The sequence below is a fragment of the Klebsiella pasteurii genome (assembly GCF_018139045.1).
Lineage (GTDB): Bacteria > Pseudomonadota > Gammaproteobacteria > Enterobacterales > Enterobacteriaceae > Klebsiella > Klebsiella grimontii.
The window spans coordinates 2,228,019-2,253,349 of the sequence record NZ_CP073236.1 but is presented as its reverse complement, the minus strand read 5'-3'; the positions used below and the strand labels follow the sequence as shown (position 1 = coordinate 2,253,349).

At 57.5% G+C, this 25,331-nt stretch carries 20 protein-coding genes; 11 read left to right on the top strand and 9 right to left on the bottom strand.

Annotated features, from left to right (window positions below):
* The first annotated feature begins 117 nt into the window (after positions 1 to 117).
* Together tctD and KCG39_RS10450 are read left to right on the top strand one after the other, a co-directional pair.
* Positions 118 to 792: a transcriptional regulator TctD gene (tctD, locus tag KCG39_RS10455; RefSeq protein WP_004123089.1), complete on the top strand. Its 675-nt coding sequence runs from the start codon at positions 118 to 120 to the stop codon at positions 790 to 792.
* On the top strand, positions 779 to 2,194 hold the full coding sequence (locus KCG39_RS10450; RefSeq protein WP_004123087.1) for a sensor histidine kinase: 1,416 nt from the start codon (positions 779 to 781) through the stop codon (positions 2,192 to 2,194). Before tctD ends, KCG39_RS10450 begins: the two co-directional genes overlap by 14 nt.
* Here KCG39_RS10450 and nudI read toward each other — a convergent pair.
* Both nudI and KCG39_RS10440 read right to left on the bottom strand, forming a co-directional pair.
* The gene (gene nudI / locus KCG39_RS10445) at positions 2,186 to 2,611 is read right to left on the bottom strand and encodes a nucleoside triphosphatase NudI (RefSeq protein WP_049115596.1); all 426 of its coding nucleotides are present in this window, start codon (positions 2,609 to 2,611) and stop codon (positions 2,186 to 2,188) included. The genes KCG39_RS10450 and nudI overlap by 9 nt on opposite strands.
* A 184-nt stretch (positions 2,612 to 2,795) precedes the next feature.
* Positions 2,796 to 4,244 (bottom strand): catalase, encoded by a 1,449-nt coding sequence (locus KCG39_RS10440; RefSeq protein WP_123829021.1) that lies wholly within the window; start codon positions 4,242 to 4,244, stop codon positions 2,796 to 2,798.
* A gap of 270 nt (positions 4,245 to 4,514) precedes the next feature.
* Between KCG39_RS10440 and KCG39_RS10435 the strand changes: the two genes are divergently transcribed.
* From KCG39_RS10435 to yfaU, 6 genes are all read left to right on the top strand, one after another.
* The gene (locus tag KCG39_RS10435) at positions 4,515 to 5,057 is read left to right on the top strand and encodes a YfaZ family outer membrane protein (RefSeq protein ID WP_004123076.1); all 543 of its coding nucleotides are present in this window, start codon (positions 4,515 to 4,517) and stop codon (positions 5,055 to 5,057) included.
* 96 nt (positions 5,058 to 5,153) lie between these two features.
* The gene (locus tag KCG39_RS10430; protein WP_049115592.1) at positions 5,154 to 6,350 is read left to right on the top strand and encodes a nicotinamide mononucleotide deamidase-related protein YfaY; all 1,197 of its coding nucleotides are present in this window, start codon (positions 5,154 to 5,156) and stop codon (positions 6,348 to 6,350) included.
* A 204-nt stretch (positions 6,351 to 6,554) separates the two neighbouring features.
* On the top strand, positions 6,555 to 7,337 hold the full coding sequence (locus KCG39_RS10425) for an IclR family transcriptional regulator (protein ID WP_004123072.1): 783 nt from the start codon (positions 6,555 to 6,557) through the stop codon (positions 7,335 to 7,337).
* 13 nt (positions 7,338 to 7,350) lie between these two features.
* Positions 7,351 to 8,556 carry an L-rhamnonate dehydratase gene (gene rhmD, locus KCG39_RS10420; RefSeq protein ID WP_004123070.1) on the top strand — a complete coding sequence of 402 codons (1,206 nt, stop codon included), beginning with the start codon at positions 7,351 to 7,353 and terminating at the stop codon, positions 8,554 to 8,556.
* A 52-nt stretch (positions 8,557 to 8,608) separates the two neighbouring features.
* The gene (locus tag KCG39_RS10415; protein ID WP_004123068.1) at positions 8,609 to 9,898 is read left to right on the top strand and encodes an MFS transporter; all 1,290 of its coding nucleotides are present in this window, start codon (positions 8,609 to 8,611) and stop codon (positions 9,896 to 9,898) included.
* A 14-nt stretch (positions 9,899 to 9,912) separates the two neighbouring features.
* Positions 9,913 to 10,716, top strand: a complete 804-nt coding sequence (gene yfaU / locus KCG39_RS10410; protein WP_004123066.1) for a 2-keto-3-deoxy-L-rhamnonate aldolase — start codon at positions 9,913 to 9,915, stop codon at positions 10,714 to 10,716.
* Between the two features lie 23 nt (positions 10,717 to 10,739).
* Here yfaU and glpC read toward each other — a convergent pair whose 3' ends face one another.
* From glpC to glpA, 3 genes are read right to left on the bottom strand one after another with little or no spacing between them, the layout of a single operon-like run.
* Complete coding sequence (gene glpC, locus KCG39_RS10405; RefSeq protein WP_087829149.1) at positions 10,740 to 11,918, bottom strand: anaerobic glycerol-3-phosphate dehydrogenase subunit GlpC; 1,179 nt, start codon at positions 11,916 to 11,918, stop codon at positions 10,740 to 10,742.
* The gene (gene glpB, locus KCG39_RS10400) at positions 11,915 to 13,174 is read right to left on the bottom strand and encodes a glycerol-3-phosphate dehydrogenase subunit GlpB (protein ID WP_211811599.1); all 1,260 of its coding nucleotides are present in this window, start codon (positions 13,172 to 13,174) and stop codon (positions 11,915 to 11,917) included. Before glpB ends, glpC begins: the two co-directional genes overlap by 4 nt.
* Positions 13,164 to 14,786, bottom strand: coding sequence for an anaerobic glycerol-3-phosphate dehydrogenase subunit A (glpA, locus tag KCG39_RS10395; protein WP_142468004.1), 1,623 nt, complete (start codon positions 14,784 to 14,786; stop codon positions 13,164 to 13,166). The genes glpB and glpA overlap by 11 nt, the downstream gene beginning before the upstream one ends.
* A 271-nt stretch (positions 14,787 to 15,057) precedes the next feature.
* On the opposite strand from glpA, the gene glpT reads away from it, so the two are divergent.
* Entirely contained in the window at positions 15,058 to 16,404 is a 1,347-nt protein-coding gene (glpT, locus tag KCG39_RS10390; protein WP_004123062.1) for a glycerol-3-phosphate transporter, read from the top strand.
* A 9-nt stretch (positions 16,405 to 16,413) separates the two neighbouring features.
* On the top strand, positions 16,414 to 17,484 hold the full coding sequence (gene glpQ / locus KCG39_RS10385; RefSeq protein WP_004123061.1) for a glycerophosphodiester phosphodiesterase: 1,071 nt from the start codon (positions 16,414 to 16,416) through the stop codon (positions 17,482 to 17,484).
* A gap of 71 nt (positions 17,485 to 17,555) precedes the next feature.
* Here glpQ and yfaE read toward each other — a convergent pair whose 3' ends face one another.
* The 4 genes from yfaE to ubiG all read right to left on the bottom strand — a co-directional run bounded on the left by yfaE (position 17,556) and on the right by ubiG (position 22,403).
* Positions 17,556 to 17,810 (bottom strand): class I ribonucleotide reductase maintenance protein YfaE, encoded by a 255-nt coding sequence (gene yfaE / locus KCG39_RS10380; RefSeq protein ID WP_004123060.1) that lies wholly within the window; start codon positions 17,808 to 17,810, stop codon positions 17,556 to 17,558.
* Positions 17,810 to 18,940 (bottom strand): class Ia ribonucleoside-diphosphate reductase subunit beta, encoded by a 1,131-nt coding sequence (nrdB, locus tag KCG39_RS10375; RefSeq protein WP_211811598.1) that lies wholly within the window; start codon positions 18,938 to 18,940, stop codon positions 17,810 to 17,812. The genes yfaE and nrdB overlap by 1 nt, the downstream gene beginning before the upstream one ends.
* 103 nt (positions 18,941 to 19,043) lie before the next feature.
* Complete coding sequence (gene nrdA / locus KCG39_RS10370; RefSeq protein ID WP_142468003.1) at positions 19,044 to 21,329, bottom strand: class 1a ribonucleoside-diphosphate reductase subunit alpha; 2,286 nt, start codon at positions 21,327 to 21,329, stop codon at positions 19,044 to 19,046.
* 345 nt (positions 21,330 to 21,674) lie between these two features.
* Positions 21,675 to 22,403, bottom strand: coding sequence for a bifunctional 2-polyprenyl-6-hydroxyphenol methylase/3-demethylubiquinol 3-O-methyltransferase UbiG (gene ubiG, locus KCG39_RS10365; protein ID WP_004123052.1), 729 nt, complete (start codon positions 22,401 to 22,403; stop codon positions 21,675 to 21,677).
* Positions 22,404 to 22,588: 185 nt separating this feature from the next.
* Here ubiG and gyrA point away from each other — a divergent pair, with 185 nt between their 5' ends.
* Entirely contained in the window at positions 22,589 to 25,222 is a 2,634-nt protein-coding gene (gene gyrA / locus KCG39_RS10360) for a DNA topoisomerase (ATP-hydrolyzing) subunit A (protein WP_004123050.1), read from the top strand.
* Positions 25,223 to 25,331: the final 109 nt, after the last annotated feature.

Genomic DNA, 25,331 nt, shown 5'->3' with positions numbered 1-25,331 from the left:
TACAGGGGACGTTTTTTTAATTATGTGAACCGGCATGTGGCTATTCGGTTGCGTGATTGTTAAAACAATTACCTTTCATTTCCCTTTCAATGCAGCAGCAACTTTTCAGGATGTGATATGCGTCTCTTACTGGCAGAAGATAACCGTGAGCTGGCTCACTGGCTGGAGAAAGCGCTGGTGCAGGGCGGGTTTGCCGTGGACTGCGTATTTGATGGCCGGGCGGCCGATCATCTGCTGCAAAGCGAAAAATATGCGCTGGCGGTGCTGGATATCGGCATGCCGGGACTCGACGGCCTGGAGGTGGTGCAGCGCTTGCGAAAGCGCGGGCAGACCCTTCCCGTCCTGCTGTTAACCGCCCGCAGCGCGGTGGCGGATCGGGTTAAAGGGCTGAACGTCGGCGCCGATGACTATTTACCAAAACCTTTTGAGCTCGAAGAGCTGGATGCCAGGCTGCGCGCGCTGCTGCGGCGTAGCGAAGGCCAGGTGCATGAGGTGCAACAGATCGGCTCTCTGGAATATCGCGATGAAGGCTATTTTTTACTCTGCGGACAAACGCTGTCATTGACGCCGCGCGAGCAGGCGCTGCTGACGGTGCTAATGTTTCGCCGTACGCGGCCGGTGTCGCGCCAGCAGCTATTTGAACAGGTTTTCAGCCTGAACGATGATGTCAGCCCGGAAAGCATCGAGCTATATATCCATCGTCTGCGTAAGAAACTTCAGGAGAGCAACGTGCGTATCGTGACCCTGCGCGGCCTGGGCTACGTGCTGGAGCTCGCTCATGAGATGGGGTAAACCGCAGTCGTTATTCTCCCAACTGCTGCTGTTTCTCGGCCTGCCGCTGGTTTTGCTGTGGGGGCTGTCGGCGTTTAATAGCTACGTCAGCGCCCTGCAGGCGGCGACCCAGGCTTACGATCGTACGCTGCTCTCCTCTGCCCGCACGGTGGCGGAGCGCCTGGTGGTACGCCACGGCAGGCTGGAAGTGAATGTTCCCTGGGTGGTGCTCGATAGCTTCGAACTCAATATGAACGATCGCCTGTACTATAAAGTTCTCGATCCCGAGAGACGGGTGATTTCCGGTTTTGACGACCTGCCATCGATGCCGCCCTCAACCTCTCGTACCGAGCTCTATCCGGCGCTGGCGTGGTTTTATCATACCGAGTATCGCGGTCAGGCCATCCGCGTGGCGCGGCTGCTGCAGCCAGTTAACGAAGGCGGCGTTGTCGGAATGGCGGAAATCTATATCGCCGAAACGCTGCAGTCGCGGCGATGGCTGGCGGGGCAGCTGCTGTTTTCATCATGGATCTCGCAGGGGCTATTAGTGCTATTGACGCTGGTGCTCGCTGGCTGGTTGCTGCGCCGCGTGCTACGGCCAATGCGTCGGCTTTCGGCGCTGATGGTGCGGCGTGAACCCGGCCTGCTGACGCCGCTGCCGGAGCTGCTGCCGTGGTCGGAAACCCGTCTGCTGATCGTGGCCTTTAACCGCTATATCGACCGGTTACGGGTGATGATCTCCCGCCAGGAACGGTTTAGCGCCGACGCGTCTCATCAGCTCAAAACGCCGTTAGCGGTGTTGAAAACGCAGGCCTCAGTGGCGCTGGCGAGCGGCGATCCCCGGCTGTGGCGAGAGAGCCTGGAGGCGATGAGCGGCACGCTTGACAGTACGATTCTGCTCACTGAACGCCTGCTGCAGCTGGCCACCATCAAACGTAAAGAGCAGGGCGAACACGCGTTTCCGCCGGTGGACCTGTATGAGATTGTCCACAATAGCTGCTTTTCGCGTCTTCAGCAGGCGCGGAGCAAGGCTATCGATCTCGGCTATGAGGGCGAACCCTCGACGGTGACCATCGCCGGCGATGGCGTGCTGTTGAGCGAGCTGTGCGCGAATCTGCTGGATAACGCGATTCGCTATACGCCGCAGGGCGGTATCGTCACCGTCAGCCTGCATCGTGACGGAGAGGCGGTATTGCTGGACGTCGAAGACAGCGGGCCGGGTATCGATGATGCGCAGATTCAGCAGGCACTCATGCCGTTCCATCGTCTGGAAAACGTGGGTGATAACCCCGGCGCCGGGCTTGGCCTGGCGCTGGTCAGCGATATTGCGCGCCTGCACCGCAGCCATCCGCAACTGCTGCGCAGCGAAACGCTGGGCGGGCTGAAGGTCAGGCTGCGCTTTTTGCGCGCTTTTTCAGAGTAAGCCTTTCAGGGTGAGGGTCCTGCGGGTCGCCACGTTCAAATCATAGTGGGGAAGATCTTCGGCTTTCACCCAGGCGTAGTCCTGGAACTCTTCGTTGATTGTCACGTCGCGATTGGCGCTGATGCAGTCGAAGATCAGGTAAATCATATAAATCTCTTCCCGGTGGCCATCGGCGTAAGTTTTAACCCGGACGTCGTCGCTAAAGGTCCACGGAGTGATGTCGGTCAGCTGCAGTTTTTCGCCCAGCTCTTCACGAATTTCTCGCCGCAGCGCCTCTTCAATGCGTTCGCCCGGCTCGACGCCGCCGCCGGAGATCGCCCACTGGCCGGGAAATACGCCACGATCGTCGGCCATTTTGCACAGCAGGTAGTGGCCTTCATGTTGAATGAGCGGACAGACGATAGTCCTTTGACGCATGATTTCTCCTTAATGATGACAGGGATACTAACGGGAAGGCCCAGTTTGCGAGCCGCCCCGGCAAACCGCAAGCGAAAACGCGCGGCGAAGATGAGCGGTGTTAGGGTAAGCGCAGGGTATTGGGTCAGGGGCCATCATGGAACAGATAGCGCAAAATGGCAGCCTTAAGGGCTGCCATCAGTACTTATTCTCCGTGCTTTAAGAGCTGCAACGCCGCTGCAACACCTGCGCCGTAGTCGGGGTGGACTTCGCTGAACAGGCCAATTTGTCGCTGCTGAATAAAGTCAGGGATATCCCGCATATCATTGGCGATACGCTGAAACATACGCTGATGCTCATCTTCGCTTAATAGCTCAAACAGCCTGCGCGGCTGGCTAAAGTAGTCGCTATCTTCCCGGTGATCCCAGTGCGCCGCCGCGCCTTCAAGGCTTAAAGGCGGCTCGCTAAAGTCCGGTTGTTCCTGAAACACGCCAAAACTGTTGGGCTCATAGGTGACGCCGTTGCCGCTATTGCCATCAACGCGCATCGCGCCGTCGCGGTGATAGTTATGGAACGGGCAGCGCGGCGCATTGACCGGAATTTGATGATGGTTAATGCCCAGACGATAGCGCTGGGTATCGCCGTAGGAAAACAGCCGTCCCTGTAGCATCCGGTCCGGAGAGAAGCCCACGCCAGGCACCACGTTCGCTGGATTCATCGCGACCTGCTCAACCTCAGCGAAGTAGTTATCCGGGTTGCGGTTAAGTTCCAGTACCCCGACTTCAATCAGCGGATAATCGCCGTGCGGCCAGATTTTGGTCAGATCGAAGGGGTTGTAAGGGACCCGGCTGGCTTCTGCTTCCGGCATTATCTGCACGTAGAAGGTCCAGCGCGGGAAATCGCCTCTCTCAATCGACTCATAGAGATCGCGCTGCGAACTCTCGCGATCTTCTGCCACCAGGCGTTTCGCTTCATCATCCATCAGGTTGGCGATCCCCTGCTGGGATTTGAAGTGGAATTTCACCCAAAAACGTTCATTTTCAGCGTTGATAAAGCTGAACGCGTGGCTGCCGAAACCGTGCATATGGCGATATGAGCGCGGGATGCCGCGGTCGCTAAAGTCGATGGTTAACTGGTGCAGCGTTTCGGGAAGCAGGGAGAAAAAATCCCATTTCCAGGTCGGATTACGCAGGTTGGTCCGCGGGTCGCGTTTGACAACGTGGTTAAGGTCGGGAAATTTCAGCGGGTCGCGAAGGTAAAAAATGGGCGTATTGTTGCCCACCAGATCCCAGTTGCCCTCTTCGGTATAGAACTTGATAGAGAAGCCGCGGATATCGCGCTCGGCGTCAGCGGCACCGCGTTCTCCGGCGACGGTTGAGAAGCGCAGGAACAGATCGGTGGTTTTACCTATTTCGGCGAACAGTTTTGCGCGCGTATAGCGGGTGATATCGTGGGTGATAGTCAGTTTACCGTAAGCGCCGGAGCCTTTAGCGTGCATTCGGCGTTCCGGGATTACCTCACGGTCAAAGTGGGCCAGTTTTTCCAGAAACCAGACATCCTGCAGCAGCATCGGGCCGCGAGGACCTGCAGTGACGACATTATTATTATCGACGACCGGCGCGCCGGCGCCGGTGGTTAGTCCTTTCTTGCTCATCTTTATCTCCTGACAAAGTTTTATGTAACTTATTCATCTCCCTGAAGGAAAGAAATAAGCTGAGCACACTTTGTAGAATAAATAGCCAGCACGGACAATCTGGCTCTGGCTATCGAATTGATACCCGGAGCCGTTGGCAAAATCCCGGTAGCAACTGGTTACAATCACAATGGCAAACGTCGCTTTAGTTCATTGATTCCTTAGCATTCGGCAGTACAATTTCGCGGTTTTTTGGGATTTTCTTATTATTATTTTTCTGGATAGATAAAAATGAAAAAAAGCATATTTATGGCCCTCGCTGGCATGATGTTCGTCTCGACGGCGGCAAATGCGATCAGCGTCAGCGGGCAGGCCGGTGAGCACTACACCAATCTTGGCGTTGGATTCGGCACCGAATCGACCGGCCTGGCGGTAACCGGCAACTGGCTGCACAATGATGACGACGGCGATGCGGCGGGTCTGGGATTGGGCCTGAACATCCCCCTCGGGCCATTCCTGGCCACCGTGGGCGGCAAAGGCGTTTACACCAATCCAAACAACGGCGATGAGGGCTACGCGGCGGCGGTTGGCGGCGGTCTGCAGTGGAAAATCGGCGACAGCTTCCGTCTGTTCGGCGAATACTATTACTCTCCGGATTCACTCTCCAGCGGCATCGACAGCTATCAGGAAGCCAATGCCGGCGCGCGCTTTACCATTATGCGTCCTCTGAGCATCGAAGCCGGCTACCGCTACCTCAACCTGGCGGGTAAAGACGGCAACCGCGATAACGCAGTCGCGGACGGTCCGTACGTCGGCGTCAACGCCAGCTTCTAATCTCTTCGGCGCGGTATTCCGCCGCGCCTGATTTTCAGGCTTTTTCGCCAGCCGCTTTGCGATATAGTATTTCTACTTATCAGGCTGGAGTTCACAATGTTAAACGTGGAAATGCTGTCCACCGGCGATGAAGTGCTGCATGGGCAAATCATCGATACCAATGCCGCGTGGCTGGCGGATTTCTTTTTTAATCAAGGATTACCCTTAAAGCGTCGCCATACCGTTGGTGACGATCTCGACTCCCTGGTGGCGATTTTACGCGAGCGTAGCGAGCATGCCGATGTGCTGATCGTCAACGGCGGTCTGGGGCCGACCAGCGACGACCTGAGCGCGCTGGCCGCCGCGACGGCCAAAGGCGAAGGGTTGATTTTGCACGAAGCGTGGCTGGAAACCATGACCCGTTTCTTTGCTGAGCGTGGAAGGCCCATGGCCGCCAGCAATCGTAAACAGGCGGAAATTCCGCAAAGCGCCGAGATGATCGATAACCCGGTTGGAACCGCCTGCGGTTTTGCCGTGCAGCTAAACCGCTGCCTGATGTTTTTTACCCCCGGCGTGCCTTCTGAATTTAAGGTGATGGTCGAGCAGGAAATTTTACCGCGCCTGCGCGAACGTTTCCCGCTGCCTGCTGCGCCGCTGTGTCTGCGTTTGACCACCTTCGGCCGTTCCGAAAGCGAACTGGCGCAGAGCCTCGATCATCTGCAGCTGCCGCCGGGCGTGGTGATGGGGTATCGCTCCTCGATGCCGATTATTGAACTGAAGCTGACCGGACCCGCTGAACAGCGCGAGGCGATGCTGGCGCTGTGGCCGGAAGTGCAGAAAGTGGCCGGAGAGAGCATGATTTTCGAAGGCACCGAAGGCCTGCCCGCGCAGATCGCCCGTCGTCTGCAGGAGCGTCAGCTAAGCCTGACGCTGAGCGAGCAGTTTACCGGCGGCCTGCTGGCGTTACAGCTTTCACGCGTCAATGCGCCGCTGTTGGCCAGCGAAGTCATTCCTTCGCAGGAAGAGACCCTGGCGCAGTCCGCGCGTTGGGCGGCGGAGCGGCGCGAGAAACATTTTGCCGGCCTGGCGCTGGCGGTCAGCGGCCAGGAGAGCGATCACCTGAATTTTGCGCTTTCCACGCCGGACGGCACCCACGCGCTGCGGGTGAAATTCACCACCAGCCGCCACAGCGTCCAGGTGCGTCAGGAGGTATGCGCGATGATGGCCCTGAACATGCTGCGCCGTTGGCTAAACGGCCAGCCGGTGGCTGGCGAGCACGGCTGGATTAACGTCGTCGAATCTCTCTCGGTGTAAAAAATCCTCCGCGTCGGGAGTCCTTCCCGACGCGGGCTGAGTCCAGCCAGCTGTACTTGCTTTTAAATATTCTGTGCACTACCTCGCATTTTTATCCCTCCGAACGTCCACCCTGCTGGAATAGCGTCGTCATTTGAAGCCGCTCACAATTTATCCGCCTGACAACCGCAACACTGATTCCAGTATTCAGGATTGGAGTCCAGTATGTTGGAATCAAGCAAAGTCCCGGCGCTGACCCGCGCCATTGATATTCTCAATTTGATCGCCCGCATCGGTCCCTGCAGCGCGGCGACCATTATTGACGAACTGGGTATTCCGAAAAGTACCGCCTATCTGCTGCTGGGAGAGCTGAAAAAACAGCGCTTCCTCAGCATGGATAATCAGGATAACTACTGCCTGTGGACCAAGCTGGTTGAGCTAGCCGGGCAGGCGCTGAGCAAAATGGACCTGCGCGAGCTGGCGCGTCCACGCCTGACGCAACTGATGGATCAGTGCGGGCTGCTCTGCCACCTGGGCATTATCGACAGCGGCAACGCCTACTACATTCTGAAGATTGAGTCCCCGGCCACCATCAGCGTGCGCTCGCATGAGGGTAAGAGCCTGTCGCTGTATCGCTCCGGTATCGGTAAATGCCTGCTGGCCTGGCAGCCCGAGCGGGTTCAGGAGTCGATTATCAGCGAGCTGCGGTGGGAACGGGCGACGCCAACCACTATCACCAGCGCCCAGCAGCTTCGTGATGAGCTGGGGCGTATTCGCGCCCGCGGCTGGAGCTTCGATAACGGCGAAGACTATCCCGACGTTCGTTGCGTGGCCGCGCCGGTGTTTAACGCCAATAACGAGCTGACCGCCGCCATTTCCGTGGTGGGTACTCGTCTGCAAATCAATGAAGACAATCGCGATTACCTCGCCGGTAGGGCGATTGCCTGCGCCAAAGATATTTCCCGTCTGCTGGGGTGGAAGAGCCCCTTCGAACAACAAGCCTCATAATAAGGAGAAGATCATGACCCTACCGAAAATTAAACACGTCCGCGCCTGGTTTATCGGCGGCGCTACCGCAGAGAAAGGCGCTGGCGGCGGCGATTATCATGACCAGGGGGCAAATCACTGGATTGACGATCATATCGCCACGCCGATGAGCAAATATAAACAGTATGAACAGTCCCGCCAGTCGTTTGGCATCAACGTTCTCGGCACGCTGATCGTTGAAGTGGAAGCCGAAAACGGGCAGACCGGTTTTGCGGTGTCGACCGCGGGCGAGATGGGCTGCTTTATCGTGGAAAAACATCTGAACCGCTTTATCGAAGGTAAGTGCGTCAGCGATATCAAACTGATTCATGACCAGATGCTCAACGCCACCCTTTACTACTCCGGATCTGGCGGCCTGGTGATGAATACCATCTCCTGCGTTGACCTGGCGCTGTGGGATCTATTCGGCAAAGTGGTTGGGCTGCCGGTTTACAAACTGCTGGGCGGCGCGGTGCGCGATGAAATTCAGTTCTACGCCACCGGGGCACGTCCGGACCTGGCAAAAGAGATGGGCTTTATTGGCGGCAAAATGCCGACCCACTGGGGGCCGCACGATGGCGACGCGGGGATCCGCAAAGATGCCGCGATGGTGGCCGATATGCGCGAAAAATGCGGACCGGACTTCTGGCTGATGCTGGACTGCTGGATGAGCCAGGACGTTAACTACGCCACTAAACTGGCCCACGCCTGCGCGCCGTCTAACCTTAAGTGGATCGAAGAGTGCCTGCCGCCGCAGCAGTACGAAGGCTACCGCGAGCTGAAACGCAATGCGCCAGCCGGCATGATGGTCACCAGCGGCGAGCACCACGGCACGCTGCAATCTTTCCGCACGCTGTCGGAAACCGGCATCGATATTATGCAGCCTGACGTGGGCTGGTGCGGCGGCCTGACCACGCTGGTGGAAATTGCGGCGATCGCCAAATCGCGCGGCCAACTGGTGGTGCCGCACGGCTCGTCGGTCTATTCGCACCACGCAGTTATTACCTTTACCAACACGCCGTTCAGCGAGTTTCTGATGACCAGTCCGGACTGCTCAACGATGCGTCCACAGTTTGACCCGATTCTGGTTGACGAGCCGGTGCCGGTAAACGGGCGCATTCATAAAAGCGTGCTGGATAAACCGGGCTTCGGCGTCGAGCTGAATCGCGACTGCAACCTGAAACGTCCTTATAACCACTGATCCCGTCGTGCCGCACAGCGCAGATGTGCGGCCCATTGTTGAGGATATTACGATGAGCAACACCTTGCTTGAGAGCGTGGTGAAGAAAAACCGCGCCCGTTTGATCCCTTTTATGCTGGCGCTGTACGTGCTGGCGTTTCTTGACCGTTCGAATATCGGCTTTGCCAAAGAGACTTACCAGCTGGATACCGGCCTGAGCAATGAGGCCTATGCGCTGGGGGCGGGGATTTTCTTTGTGGTGTACGCCTTTCTCGGGGTGCCTGCCAACCTGCTGATGCGCAAATTCGGCGCAAGAAAATGGATCGGCTGCACCACCTTGCTGTGGGGGCTTCTCTCCGCGGCGATGGCGTGGGCGGATACCGAAGCGAAGTTTCTGCTGGTGCGCACCCTGCTGGGCGCCGCGGAAGCGGGCTTCTTCCCGGGTATGATCTACCTGACTTCCCAGTGGTTCCCGCAGCAGAACCGCGCCAGCATTATGGGGCTGTTTTATATGGGCGCGCCGCTGGCGCTGACCCTCGGGTCGCCGCTCTCCGGCGCGCTGCTGGAAATGCACGGCTTTATGGGGCATCCCGGCTGGTTCTGGATGTTTATCATTGAGGGGCTGCTGGCGGTCGGCGCCGGGTTCTTTACCTTCTTCTGGCTTGACGATACGCCGCAGAAGGCGCGTTTCCTGAGCGCTGCCGAAAAACAGGCGTTAATCAGCGAGCTGGCCAGCGAAGAGCAGAAAAAGGTGACCTCGCGTTTGTCCGATGCGTTGCGCAACGGCCGCGTCTGGCAGCTGGCGATTATCTATCTCACCATTCAGGTGGCGGTTTACGGCCTGATCTTCTTCCTGCCAACCCAGGTTGCCGCGCTGCTCGGCACCAAGGTGGGGTTCGTGGCGTCGGTGGTGACCGCGATCCCGTGGGTGGCCGCGCTGTTCGGTACCTGGCTGATTCCCCGTTATTCCGATCGTACCGGCGAGCGGCGTAATGTGGCGGCATTTACCCTGCTGGCAGCAGCAATCGGCATCGCGGTCTCTGGCCTGGTTTCACCGGTGCTGGCGATTATCGCGCTGTGCGTTGCCGCCGTGGGCGTCATTGCCGTACAGCCAGTGTTCTGGACCATGCCGACGCAGCTGTTGTCCGGCACGGCGCTGGCCGCGGGCATCGGTTTCGTCAACCTGTTTGGTGCCATCGGCGGTTTTCTGGCCCCGATTATCCGCGTCCAGGCTGAAACAATGTTCGCGAGTGATTCTGCCGGATTAGTGACGCTCGCCTGCGTGGCGATTGTCGGAGTTGTTATTATCTTTTCGCTGCGCGTCAATCGCACGGTACCGCAGGCTGGCAGCGTACAGCATTAATGTAAGGGAGAACTATGAACGCAATTTTATCGAACTCATTTAAAGCGGGATTGTTGCAAGGGGAAGCGCAAATCGGCCTGTGGCTGAGCTCAACCTCTTCGTATATGGCTGAGATTGCCGCCACCTCGGGTTACGACTGGCTGCTGATCGACGGTGAACATGCGCCCAATACCATTCAGGACCTGTATCATCAGCTGCAGGCCATCGCGCCCTACGCCAGCCAGCCGGTTATTCGCCCGGTGGAGGGCAATCGTAGCCTGATTAAACAGGTGCTGGATATCGGCGCCAGAACGCTGCTGATCCCGATGGTCGATACCGCTGAACAGGCGCGGGAGATCGTCTCGGCTACCCGCTATCCGCCGGTGGGCACCCGCGGCGTCGGGGCCGGGGTGGCCCGCGCCGCGCGCTGGGGGCGGGTGGAGAACTATATGGCGCAGGCCAACGATGAACTGTGCCTGCTGATTCAGGTGGAGAGCAAAACGGCGCTTGATAATCTGGATGCGATCCTCGAAGTGGAAGGGATTGACGGCGTCTTTATCGGCCCGGCTGACCTATCGGCCTCGCTGGGGTTTCCGGATAACGCCGGTCACCCGGAGGTGCAGCGGATCATTGAGCAGAGCATCCGCCGCATTCGCGAAGCGGGAAAAGCCGCTGGATTCCTGGCCGTTGACCCGGAGATGGCGCACAAAGCGCTGGCGTGGGGGGCCAATTTTGTCGCCGTGGGCGTTGATACCAACTTGTATACCAGCGCGCTGGATAAACGGCTGGCGATGTTCAAGCCGATAGCCGAACAGGCGGAGGGAAAGGGGAGCTATTAGTCCCCCCGCAGCCGGTGCTGGTATCAGGCCAGCGCCTGCGCCAGCAGAGAGATGGGATGTTCGCAGCGTTTGCTGGTGGACATCTCAATCTGCCATTTGCAGGTTTCACAATCGGTCACCACCAGGTCAGCGCCGCTCTCCTCAATTTGCCGGAACAGCGGCGCGCCAATGGCCTGCGATGAGTCGTAGTTCTCCGACTTAAACCCGTAGGTGCCGGCAATGCCGCAGCATTGAGAGTCGAGTACCTCCAGCTGCAAACCGGGGATCAGCCGCAATAGCTCAAGGGTATACAGCGACCAGCCCATTTTCTCCATATGACAGGGGGTGTGGTAGACCACCTTCAGCGGCAGCGGTTTTAGCTGCAGAGGCCGCCCATCATCCAACTGACGCCAGATCCAGCGGGTAGCCAGCTCAATGCGATCGCGAACGTCGCGGTTCTCAATATCGAGTACGTGCGGGTATTCATCGCGTAGGGTAAAGGTGCAGGTTGATGAGGTGGCAATAATGGGGAGGCTATTTTCCCGCATTGCGGTGACGTTGCTCTGCGCCTGTTTGCGCGCCCTGGCAAAGAAACCGTTGGCAATCAGCGGCACGCCGCAGCACTTCTCCTTACTTAATAACTGCACGCCGATGCCCATGGCGTTCAGCACCCGGATAAGATCTTTGCCCAGCTGTGGGTGGTTGTAGTTGACATAGCAGCCGTGAAAAAACGCCACCTGTTCGGCGTACTGCGCCTGCTGAGCAGACAGCTGACGATACGCGCGGCGAAAGGTGCCAAAACCATATTTCGGCAGCGTGCGGCGGTGATCGATTTTAAGCGCGGCATCGAGGAGTCGCCGTACCGGCTTCAGCCCGGTGGTGGCGTTCACCAGCGGGGCAAATGGCGTGGAGAGGGTGCCCATCAGGTCGGTGTGGCTGAGTATCGTATCGCGCAGCGTGGGCTTTTGTCGGCTGTACTCCATGCGCGCCCGCTGGATAATATCGCCGATTTTGACGTCTGAAGGGCAGGCGACTTCGCAGCGTTTGCAGTTGATGCAGTATTTTAACGCCTCGTCGTAGAGCGTGCCGTCTTTCAGGCGCAGGCGCTCGCCGTCCGGCCCGGCCTGTTTTGGCCCAGGATAGCGCGGGTTAACCCGGCTGACCGGGCAGGCGGTGGTGCAAACGGTGCATTTAATGCAGTGTTCAAAACGCGTGTCGTTCATGACTCACCTCCGGCAAGCTCGCCGATTAGCCTTGCGGCGTGCAGCGCGGTGACCGCGCAGACGCCGCCGCCGCATCCCAGCGCGATGGCATCAAAACCGCCGAGAATGGAACCTACGGCGAACAGATTCTCCAGCGTCTGTCCCTGAAGCTGCGGACGCAGAGCCGTATCGGTTTTCAGGCCGAAACGCTGCCAGGGCTGGGAAGCAAAAAAGTCCTGCTGATACCAGCTCTCCCGCGGCAGCGTCTGCTGTAGGTCAAGGCCAAGAATCGGCTCGCGCACGCCGCTGCGTTCGGCGACCAGACCATTGCTGAAAAAGCTGCCGCTGGCCAGCACCGCGAAGCGCGGGCGCAGCGGGATATCACCGTGGTTGCGCGTCCAGATAGCATTAACGATACCGGTCTGCTGGCTGATATTGATGACTTCGTCCCCGGTAAGCCAGGTACCGCCGCCGCGGATAAAATGCCGCTGGAGCTGGGCGTGCAGGCGCATCCCCGGCACCGACGGCGGCAGCGTAGGCAGCAGGCGCAGCGGGCAGGGAAGACGCTGCTGTAGCCACTGGTACAGGCGATCGTCGGCGAGGCCGAAGCAGGCGGGCATGATAATGAAACTGTGCCGCTGCGCCAGCGGGCGCAGCGCCGCCAGCAGCGCCGGCCACTGCGTTTCATCATCCAGACGGCGGGCGATATTGGCGGCGCGAAATTCGGATGGGCTATCGCGCAGAACATCAAGGAGCGGTAAATCTATCTCCTGCGCTTCGGCGTTAACGCCGTACTGGTTCAGCGAGGCGGCGGCAAGATGCGGCTGGAAGTCGCCGAATCCGCTGATGCCGACCACGCAGACGCCCTTGGCGGGCAGCGGAGCGGTGGCAATCTCCTGTGGCGAAAGCCAGGCCGCGCGTAAGGTTCCCAGCGGCGTCACGCGCAGATGAGGCTGGCTGGCCTCTCCCTGCATGGCGATACCGCAGTCGGCAAACAGGGCCTGTGCCTGGCTGGCGTAATCCATTACCCGTTCGGCGCCGAGCCTGGCATAGGAATGCTCGGGAAGCTGGCGGGCCAGCTGGCTGATGCCGTGAGCAACATCGGTGACGGTTTCGCCATTTGGCAGCGTCGAGAGCAGATCCAGCGAGGCGGAAGAGAAGTGCAGGGCGCTTTGACCGCGGCTAATAATCACGCTGCGCAGGCCGCGCCGATTAAGCGCCAGCCCGCAGAGTAGTCCGGCGAGACCGCCGCCGATAATGGCGCAATCAAACTTCATCCTGATGCTCCTTTTGTAATCCGCACAGGCCGAGATAGACCCAGCGGGTGAACTCGCTTTCACGCAGCGCGTCTCCCCAGGCCACCGGCTGGACGCCTTTCCAGCGTTCGTTCAGAAATTCAGACAGCTGGGTAAGGGAGCGCGCGGAGGTGGTGACGTTAAAACGCGCGAGCAGCCCGGCGGCCCGGCAGGCGCACAGTTCGCCCTGACAGGTGCCCATGCCGACGCGGGTGCGCCGGCGCAGGTCGAGCAGGTTTTTCACCGCCAGGTTTTCGACCGCGTACTGAACCTCGCCGGCGGTGACCGCTTCGCATTCGCAGACCAGGCTGCGGTGCTGGCGGCTATCGCCAAGCCAGACGGGGGTACGATCGCCGTGGCGGTAAATGGCCGACCCGCGCAGCGATGCCGGTAAAGAGATGATTTTGCGTAGCGTGGTTTCCGTCGGCTCCTGCGAGCCGGGAAGCGGCGCATCAGCGGTTGTACAGGGGGCGGTATTGCCGAGCTTCCGGCATACCGCATCCGTAGCCCACTCCGCCATCAGGCGGTAGGTCATCAGCTTACCGCCGGTGATAGTGATAAAACCTTCCATGCCGTCGCGCCGGGCGTGGTCGAGCAGCACGATGCCGCGGCTGACGCTGCGTCCACTGGGATCGTCATCGCTGGCGACCAGCGGACGTACGCCGGAGTAGGCGCGCAGTATCCGGGTCCGCCCCATGATCGGCGCCAGCTTTTCCCCCTCGCGCAGTAGCGTATCGACTTCCCCGGCCGTCACCCGGTTGTCGTCAATTTCATCATAGGGAATTTGCATCGAGGTGGTGCCAATCAGCGAAATGGTATCGCCGGGTACCAGGATATCGGCGTCAGCCGGTTTGCGGCAGCGGTTAATAACCTGACGGTTAATGCGGTGGTCGAGGATCAGCAGCGATCCTTTTGCCGGAAACATCGCGATGCGCAGGTCGGCATACTCTGCGATGCGCTGCCCCCAGATACCGGCGGCGTTGACCACCACCTGAGCGCGCAGGTTGAGCGGTTCACGGCGCTGACGATCGTAGAGCGCTACCCCCAGGACGCGATCGCCCTCGCGCAGCAGGCCGGTGACTTCGCAGCCGGTGAGGATAGTGGCGCCATGTTCGCGGGCATCGAGCATATTCGCGGCGGTGAGGCGGAACGGATCGACGGTGCCGTCCGGTACCTGCACCGCGCCAAGCAGCGCGGGGTTCACGGCAGGCTCCAGGCGCAGCGTCTCGGCGGGCGTCAGAGGCTGCGCTTCAATACCCGCCTGCTGGCAGGCGTTGATAAAGGTGTGTTGATACGCCGGATCGTCTTCCGGCAGGGTAATAAAGAGTCCGCTGGTGGGCTCAATGCAGTGGCGGGCGATGCGACGTAAGATGCGGTTTTCGCTGATGCACTCGCGCGCCGATTCGCTATCGGTTACCGCATAGCGCGCGCCGCTGTGCAGCAGGCCGTGGTTACGCCCGGTCGCGCCGGTAGCGATATCGTAGCGCTCAACCAGCGCCGCCTTCAGTCCGCGCAGCGCGCAGTCGCGCGCGATCCCGGCGCCGGTTGCGCCGCCGCCAATAATAATGACGTCATATTCACGACTATCGGCCATCTCCCTGTCCTCTGTTTTCTTTTTACATCATTTAGCCACATCAATAGCGTTTAATGTTTGATTTCGAGCATATTTGCGCGTAATTCGAGCATTTGTTGTGACTTTGTGCGCATATTAGAAAGCGCTGTCATATTTCTGTAACAAAGTGTGCGACATTTCACAGTATTAGATTTACGCTTTGCCTACTATCGCGACCAAATCAGAAGTCAGTGAATAAATTACGTTTTTTTGCGTCGACGTCAGAAGAACAGCAATGGCCACGGAGGCTGATATGTTAAGTATATTTAAACCCGCAGCGCATAAGGCGCGTTTGCCAACGGCGGAAATCGACCCCTTATATCGTCGATTACGTTGGCAGATCTTTATCGGTATCTTCTTCGGATATGCCGCTTACTATCTGGTTCGTAAGAACTTTGCTTTGGCGATGCCCTATCTTATCGAACAAGGATTCTCCCGTGGCGATCTCGGCTTTGCGCTTTCCGGTATCTCCATCGCCTACGGATTTTCGAAATTCATCATGGGCTCGGTCTCAGATCGTTCGAATCCGCGCATTTTTTTACCGGCAGGGCTGATCCTGGCCGCGCTGGTGATGCTGGTCATGGGCTTCGTCCCCTGGGCGACCTCCAGCATTATGGTGATGTTCGTGCTGCTGTTCCTGTGCGGCTGGTTCCAGGGGATGGGCTGGCCGCCGTGCGGGCGCACGATGGTGCACTGGTGGTCGCAAAAAGAGCGTGGCGGTATTGTGTCGGTATGGAACTGCGCGCATAACGTCGGCGGCGGGATCCCGCCGCTGCTGTTTCTGCTGGGAATGGCGTGGTTTAACGACTGGCACGCGGCGCTGTATATGCCGGCTTTCGGCGCGATCCTGCTGGCGATTTTCGCCTTCGCGATGATGCGCGATACCCCGCAGTCCTGCGGCCTGCCCCCTATCGAAGAGTACAAAAACGATTATCCTGACGACTACAGCGAGAAGCATGAAGAAGAGCTGACCGCAAAGCAGATCTTTATGCAGTACATCCTGCCGAACAAGCTGCTGTGGTACATCGCCGTCGCTAACGTATTTGTCTATCTGCTGCGTTACGGCATTCTTGACTGGTCGCCGACCTATCTGAAGGAAGTTAAGCACTTCGCGCTGGATAAATCATCCTGGGCCTACTTCCTTTATGAATACGCGGGGATCCCGGGCACGCTGCTGTGCGGCTGGATGTCGGATAAAGTGTTTAAAGGCAACCGCGGCGCGACCGGCGTCTTCTTTATGACCCTGGTCACCATTGCCACCGTCGTTTACTGGCTGAACCCGCCGGGTAATCCGGGCGTGGATATGGCCTGCATGATCATCATCGGCTTCCTTATTTATGGTCCGGTGATGCTGATTGGCCTGCACGCGCTGGAGCTGGCGCCGAAAAAAGCCGCCGGCACCGCCGCGGGCTTCACCGGCCTGTTCGGCTATCTCGGCGGCTCGGTAGCCGCGAGCGCTATCGTTGGCTATACCGTCGATTTCTTCGGCTGGGACGGCGGCTTTATGGTAATGATCGGCGGCAGCGTGCTGGCTGTCCTGCTGTTGATTATCGTGATGCTGGGTGAACGACGTCATCACCAGCAGATGAAACAAGGCTAAGGAGCTGCGATGAAAAGTCAATTAACCGCCCTGATGAGCGGAATGCTGCTGGCCGCTACCGCGCTCTCTTTCAGCGCCGTCGCAGGGGAGAAAATCGTTATCGCCCACCGCGGCGCCAGCGGCTATCTGCCGGAACATACCCTGCCGGCAAAAGCGATGGCGTATGCTCAGGGGGCCGATTACCTTGAGCAAGACCTGGTGATGACTAAAGACGACCGGCTGGTGGTACTGCATGACCACTATCTGGACCGGGTGACCGACGTGGCGCAGCGTTTCCCGCAGCGGGCGCGTAAGGATGGCCGCTTCTACGCCATCGACTTTACGCTCGCCGAGATAAAGTCGCTGAAGTTTACCGAAGGGTTTGAGCCGAAAGATGGCAAGAACGTGCAAACTTATCCGGGCCGTTTCCCGATGGGGAAATCTGATTTCCGTATTCATACCTTTGAAGAGGAGATTGAGTTTGTGCAGGGGTTGAACCATTCGACCGGCAAAAACATCGGCATCTACCCGGAAATCAAAGCACCGTGGTTCCACCATCAGGAAGGCAAGGATATTGCCGTCAGTACGCTGAAGGTGCTGAAAGAGTATGGTTATACCCGCAAGCAGGATAAGGTCTATCTGCAGTGTTTTGACGCGGACGAGCTCAAACGTATTAAACACGAGCTGGAGCCGAAGATGGGGATGGATCTTAATCTGGTACAGCTTATCGCCTATACCGACTGGAATGAGACCCAGCAGCGGCAGGCCGACGGCAAGTGGGTGAACTACAGCTATGACTGGATGTTCAAACCAGGGGCAATGGCGCAGATAGCACAGTACGCTGACGGCATTGGTCCGGACTACCACATGCTGGTGGCCGAAGGTTCGAAGCCGGGTGAGGTGAAGCTGACGGCCATGGTGAAAGAAGCTCACGCCAGCCATATGCAGGTCCATCCGTATACGGTCCGCGCCGATCAGTTGCCGGAGTACGCAACCGACGTCAATCAGCTCTATAACGTGCTGTATCGCCAGGCGGACGTTGACGGCCTGTTTACCGATTTCCCGGATAAAGCGGTACAGTTTCTGAACGCGAAGCAGTAAAAAGCCGGGCTTACCCGGCCTGTGAACGGCAGTTTCATAGGTCGGGTAAGCGCAGCGCCACCCGATAAGGATTACATCTCGATTTCAATATCGCCTTGCGCCCGGCAGCAGCAGGGCAAAATCTCACCCGGCTGGACAAACGCCAGCGGCTCGGTGAGCCAGTCAACCTGGCCCGAAACCAGCCGTAGACGGCAGGAGCCGCAGTAGCCTTCGCGGCATTGATACTCCACGTCGATATTGTGCGATTCCAGAGCCGCCAGCAGAGAGGGATGTTCATCCTGACACTCAAGACGAGTGTCAGAAATCTTCAAAAAAATGCGTTTCATCAGAGCTGGAAGTTGCTCAGATCGTCGGCGTCGACTTCGGAATCGATCTGCCCGACGAGATAGGAACTGACTTCCACTTCCTGCGGCGCAACCTGCACGTTATCGGACACCAGCCAGGTGTTGATCCACGGGATCGGGTTGGAGCGGGTCTGGAACGGCAGATCGAGACCCACCGCCTGCATGCGGATGTTGGTAATGTACTCAACGTACTGGCAGAGAATATCTTTGTTCAGGCCGATCATCGAGCCGTCGCGGAACAGATAATCCGCCCACTCTTTTTCCTGCTGCGCCGCCTGCACGAACAGGTCGTAGCACGCCTGTTTGCACTCTTCGGCGATTGAAGCCATCTCCGGATCGTCGACGCCTGAACGCAGCAGGTTCAGCATATGCTGAGTACCGGTCAGGTGCAGCGCTTCGTCGCGGGCGATCAGACGGATAATCTTGGCGTTACCTTCCATCAGTTTGCGCTCGGCAAAGGCGAAGGAGCAGGCAAAGCTGACGTAAAAACGGATGGCTTCCAGCGCGTTCACGCTCATCAGGCACAGGTAGAGTTTCTTTTTCAGCTCGCGCAGGTTCACGGTGATAGTTTTACCGTTCACGCTGTGGGTGCCTTCGCCCAGCAGATGCCAGTAGCTGGTTAGCTCAATCAATTCATCGTAATAGCTGGAAATCCCTTCCGCGCGTTTCTGGATCTGCTCGTTGGTGACGATATCGTCAAACACCATCGCCGGATCGTTAACGATATTGCGGATGATGTGGGTGTAGGAGCGCGAATGAATGGTCTCTGAGAACGCCCAGGTTTCAACCCAGGTTTCCAGCTCCGGAATCGAAATCAGCGGCAGCAGGGCGACGTTCGGGCTGCGTCCCTGGATCGAGTCGAGCAGCGTCTGATATTTCAGGTTGCTGATAAAAATGTGCTTTTCGTGTTCCGGCAGCGTCTGGTAGTCGATGCGGTCGCGGGAAACGTCAACTTCTTCCGGACGCCAGAAGAAGGAGAGCTGTTTTTCAATCAGCTTTTCGAAGATGTCATATTTTTGCTGATCGTAGCGGGCGACGTTCACCGGCTGACCAAAAAACATCGGCTCAAGCAGCTGATCGTTTTTGGTCTGAGAAAAAGTGGTATATGCCATGAGTGAGGATCCTGTCCTGGAATTACAAGCCGGGTGGCACTTCGCTAACCCGGCCTACAATATACCGTAGGCCCGGCAAGCAACGCGCCGCCGGGCAATATTATCAAATCTTACATGCGCCGCTTTCGCAGCCGTCGTCCTGGATGGACGGCGCCAGATCATCCTGAGCATCTTCCGCGCCATCGCGAGTGTTGTGATAGTACAGCGTTTTGACGCCGAACTTATAGGCATTGAGCAAGTCTTTCAGCAATTGCTGCATCGGCACTTTACCTGACGGGAAGCGAGTCGGATCGTAGTTGGTGTTGGCAGAAATCGACTGGTCGATAAACTTCTGCATAATACCGACCAGCTGCAAGTAACCGTCGTTGTTCGGCATTTCCCACAGCAGCTCGTAGCCGTTCTGCAGTTTTTCGTAATCCGGCACCACCTGGCGCAGGATCCCGTCTTTCGATGCTTTGATGCTGACGTGGCCGCGCGGCGGCTCAATGCCGTTGGTGGCATTGGAGATCTGCGAAGAGGTCTCGGACGGCATCAGCGCGGAGAGCGTGGAGTTACGCAGGCCGTGCGTTTTGATCGATTCGCGCAACGCTTCCCAGTTGTAATGCAGGGATTCATTGACGATCGCATCCAGGTCTTTTTTATAGGTATCGATCGGCAGAATGCCTTTGGCGTAGGTGGTTTCGTTGAACCACGGGCACGCGCCCTGCTCGATAGCCAGTTCGTTAGAGGCTTTCAGCAGGTAGTACTGAATCGCTTCGAACGTTTTATGCGTCAGGTTGTTGGCGCTGCCGTCGGAGTAGCGTTTACCGTGCTTCGCCAGATAGTAGGCAAAGTTGATCACGCCAATACCCAACGTGCGACGGCCCATGGCACCGCGTTTGGCTGCCGGGATCGGGTAGTCCTGATAATCCAGCAGGGCATCCAGCGCGCGAACGGCCAGTACCGCCAGCTCTTCCAACTCATCAAGGCTATCGATAACGCCGAGGTTGAAAGCGGAGAGGGTGCACAGCGCAATTTCACCGTTTTCGTCGTTCACATCTTCCAGCGGCTTGGTCGGCAGGGCGATTTCCAGGCACAGGTTGGACTGGCGCACCGGCGCGACAACCGGGTCAAACGGGCTGTGGGTGTTGCAGTGATCGACGTTCTGGATGTAGATACGGCCGGTGGAGGCGCGCTCCTGCATCATCAGCGAGAACAGCTCTACCGCTTTGATGCGCTGCTTGCGAATGCTGTCGTCCTGCTCATATTTTGTGTACAGACGCTCGAACTCGTCCTGATCGGCAAAGAACGCATCGTACAGGCCCGGGACGTCTGATGGGCTGAACAGGGTGATATCGCCGCCTTTCAGCAGGCGGGTGTACATCAGCTTGTTGATCTGTACGCCGTAGTCCATGTGACGAACGCGGTTGGCGTCGGTGCCACGGTTATTTTTCAGCACCAGCAGGCTTTCGACTTCCAGATGCCACATCGGGTAGAAGAGGGTCGCCGCACCGCCGCGCACACCACCCTGGGAACAGGATTTTACCGCGGTCTGGAAGTGCTTATAGAACGGGATACAGCCGGTGTGGAACGCTTCACCGCCGCGAATCGGGCTACCCAGCGCGCGGATGCGGCCGGCGTTGATGCCGATACCGGCGCGCTGAGAGACGTATTTAACAATGGCGCTGGAGGTGGCGTTAATCGAATCCAGGCTGTCGCCGCACTCGATCAGCACGCAGGAGCTGAACTGGCGGGTTGGGGTGCGCACGCCGGACATGATCGGCGTGGGCAGGGAGATTTTAAACGTCGACACCGCGTCATAGAAACGCTTGATGTAGTCCAGACGCGTCTCGCGCGGGTAGTTGGAGAACAGGCAGGCGGCAACCAGAATGTACAGGAACTGGGCGCTTTCGTAGATCTCGCCGGTGACGCGGTTCTGCACCAGATATTTACCTTCGAGCTGCTTAACCGCCGCGTAGGAGAAGGTCATATCGCGATCGTGCTCGATGAACGAATCCATCTGCTTGAACTCTTCTTCCGTGTAGTCTTCCAGCAGATGAGTATCGTATTTGCCGTTTTTCACCATTTTCGACACGTGGTCGAACAGCGCTGGCGGCTCAAACTGGCCGTAGGCTTTTTTACGCAGGTGGAAAATCGCCAGGCGGGCGGCGAGATACTGGTAATCCGGGGCATCGCGGGAAATAAGGTCCGCGGCGGCTTTGATAATGGTTTCGTGAATGTCGGCGGTTTTGATGCCGTCATAGAACTGAATGTGGGAACGCAGTTCTACCTGGGAGATGGATACGTTATTCAGCCCTTCTGCCGCCCAATCCAGCACGCGGTGGATTTTATCGAGATTGATGCGCTCGGTGCTACCGTCGCGCTTTGTCACCAGCAGACTCTGATTCATGTGGATTATACCTGTCCGTGAAAGAAAATATCCCCCCACTTATCCACAGATCGCCGTTGTGACTAACTCTGTGGATAAATACTATATGTAGGGGGTTGTCGATAAAAGAAACGCTATATGGTGAGTATTCTAGTAAGGATTCTTTTGAGTACAAGAGTTGATTTTGAGGTTAAATTGAGGTTGCGGAAGGGTAATGATCGCGAAATCCACGCCACATAAGGCCTGGAGAAGATGTCAATAAAACAGAAAAAAAAATGAAAATTTGATCGAGTGCTGATTTCTTCATCGGAAGAAAAAATCACGCGGCTTGATGCCGCGCAATCATCATAGGAAAAACAGCTGACGCTATGCCTTCGTCGCCGTTGTATGCAACATATAGTTAACATCAACGCCCGGCGCCAGCTTGAAGGTATTGGTCAACGGATTGTAGTGAAGACCGGTAATATGCTGCTCTTTCAGAATAGTCTCATCAACCCAGCCGATCAGCTCCGCTGGTTTAATAAATTTCTTCACGTCATGGGTACCTTTTGGCACCATCTTCATCACGTATTCGGCGCCCACGACCGCCATCAGCCACGCTTTACCGTTACGGTTAATGGTCGAGAAGAAGACCTGGCCGCCGGGTTTGACCAGCCGCGCGCATGCGTGGACCACCGACTGCGGGTCCGGGACGTGCTCCAGCATCTCCATGCAGGTCACGACGTCATACTGCTGGGCATGCTTCGCCGCGTGCTCTTCAACGGTTTCCTGGACGTATTCGACCTGAATACCGCTCTCCAGGGCGTGCAGCCTGGCCACCTGTAACGGTTCGAAACCCATATCCAGACCGGTCACCGTCGCGCCTTCCCGAGCCATGCTTTCAGCCAGGATGCCGCCGCCGCAGCCGACATCGAGCACTTTTTTGCCAAACAGGCCGCCGGCGCGCTCCGCGATATAGCCAAGACGTAGAGGGTTGATGCGATGTAACGGCTTGAATTCGCCTTCTAAATCCCACCAGCGCGAGGCGACGGCTTCAAATTTAGCGATTTCATTATGATCAACATTGTGGGCCACCGACGGTTTTTCGGCATTCATGGGCGCTTTTACTCCTGTTCAGTTCAGACCCGCGAGTATATCAGGCCTCAGGGATGAATAAACCGTCTATCCCTGTCGCCTTCCGCCGCGCGAAAATCATTGGGTATAGGTTTACCCGTATCACTACGGGTGTGTTATAATTTGCGACCTTTGAATCCGGGATACAGTAGAGGGATAGCGGTTAGATGAGCGACCTTGCGAGAGAAATTACACCGGTCAACATTGAGGAAGAGCTGAAGAGCTCGTATCTGGATTATGCGATGTCGGTCATTGTTGGCCGTGCGCTGCCGGATGTCCGAGATGGCCTGAAGCCGGTACACCGTCGCGTACTATACGCCATGAACGTATTGGGCAATGACTGGAACAAAGCCTATAAAAAATCTGCCCGTGTCGTTGGTGACGTAATCGGTAAATACCACCCTCATGGTGATACTGCCGTATACGATACCATTGTACGTATGGCGCAGCCATTCTCCCTGCGTTACATGCTGGTAGATGGCCAGGGTAACTTCGGTTCTGTCGACGGCGACTCCGCCGCAGCGATGCGTTATACGGAAATCCGTATGTCGAAGATCGCTCATGAACTGATGGCCGACCTGGAAAAAGAGACGGTGGATTTCGTCGATAACTATGACGGCACGGAAAAGATCCCTGACGTTATGCCGACCAAAATCCCGAACCTGTTAGTCAACGGTTCGTCCGGTATCGCGGTAGGTATGGCGACCAACATTCCGCCGCATAACCTGACCGAAGTGATCAACGGCTGTCTGGCCTACGTTGAAAACGAAGACATCAGCATTGAAGGGCTGATGGAACATATTCCGGGTCCGGACTTCCCGACCGCCGCGATCATCAACGGTCGCCGCGGCATTGAAGAGGCCTATCGTACCGGTCGCGGTAAAGTGTACATTCGCGCGCGCGCGGAAGTGGAAGCTGACGCGAAAACCGGTCGCGAAACCATCATCGTGCATGAAATTCCGTATCAGGTGAACAAAGCGCGCCTGATTGAGAAAATCGCTGAGCTGGTCAAAGACAAACGCGTCGAAGGCATCAGCGCGCTGCGCGACGAGTCTGATAAAGACGGCATGCGTATCGTGATAGAAGTGAAGCGCGATGCGGTGGGTGAGGTGGTTCTTAACAACCTTTATTCGCAGACTCAGCTCCAGGTCTCCTTCGGTATCAACATGGTTGCCCTGCACCATGGTCAGCCGAAGATCATGAACCTGAAAGAAATTATTGCCGCGTTCGTGCGCCACCGCCGCGAAGTGGTGACCCGCCGTACGATTTTTGAACTGCGTAAAGCCCGCGATCGCGCGCACATCCTCGAAGCGCTGGCGATTGCCCTGGCCAACATCGATCCGATTATTGAGCTGATTCGCCGCGCGCCGACGCCGGCGGAAGCGAAAGCTGGCTTAATCGCCCGTTCATGGGATCTGGGCAATGTTTCCGCGATGCTGGAACGTGCAGGCGATGACGCCGCGCGTCCGGAATGGCTGGAACCTGAATTCGGCGTGCGCGACGGCCAGTACTACCTGACCGAACAGCAGGCACAGGCGATTCTGGATCTGCGTTTGCAGAAACTGACCGGCCTTGAGCATGAAAAACTGCTCGACGAATACAAAGAGCTGTTGGAACAGATTGCGGAATTGCTGCACATTCTGGGCAGCGCCGATCGCCTGATGGAAGTTATCCGCGAAGAGCTGGAGCTGGTCCGTGAACAGTTCGGCGACGCGCGCCGTACCGAGATCACCGCTAACAGCGCCGATATCAACATCGAAGACCTGATCAACCAGGAAGATGTTGTCGTGACCCTTTCGCATCAGGGCTACGTGAAGTATCAGCCGTTAACCGACTACGAAGCGCAGCGTCGCGGCGGCAAAGGCAAATCTGCGGCGCGTATCAAAGAAGAAGACTTTATCGACCGTCTGCTGGTGGCCAACACCCACGACACGATCCTCTGCTTCTCCAGCCGCGGTCGTCTCTACTGGATGAAAGTTTATCAGTTGCCGGAAGCCAGCCGCGGCGCGCGCGGTCGTCCGATCGTCAACCTGCTGCCGCTGGAAGCCAACGAGCGCATCACCGCGATCCTGCCGGTCCGCGAATACGAAGAGGGCGTGAACGTCTTTATGGCGACCGCCAGCGGTACCGTGAAGAAAACGGCGCTGACCGAATTCAGCCGTCCGCGTTCCGCCGGTATTATCGCGGTTAACCTTAACGAAGGCGACGAACTGATTGGCGTCGATCTGACTTCCGGTCAGGACGAAGTCATGCTGTTCTCAGCCGCCGGTAAAGTGGTGCGCTTTAAAGAGGACGCCGTCCGCGCGATGGGCCGTACCGCCACCGGCGTGCGCGGCATCAAGCTGGCCGGCGAGGACAAGGTGGTCTCGCTGATCGTTCCGCGCGGCGAAGGCGCCATCCTGACCGTCACGCAGAACGGCTACGGTAAACGTACCGCGGCTGAAGAGTATCCAACCAAGTCGCGTGCGACCCAGGGCGTTATCTCTATCAAAGTCACCGAACGCAATGGTTCCGTTGTGGGCGCGGTGCAGGTAGATGACTGCGACCAGATTATGATGATCACCGATGCGGGCACGCTGGTACGAACCCGCGTTTCTGAAGTGAGCATTGTGGGTCGTAACACTCAGGGCGTGATTCTGATCCGCACCGCGGAAGATGAAAACGTGGTTGGCCTGCAGCGCGTAGCTGAGCCGGTTGATGACGAAGAGCTGGATGCCATCGACGGCAGCGCGGCGGAAGGCGATGAGGATATCGCGCCGGAAGCGGATACTGACGATGATATTGCCGAAGACGAAGAGTAATTCTCTGCGGTGATTGTTCTGAAAGGGTCGGGGCTATCCCCGACCCTTTTTGTTTTCCCGTTGCGGGACCGTTGTTTTATCGTTACCTTAACGCCATTCTGTTGAGCCC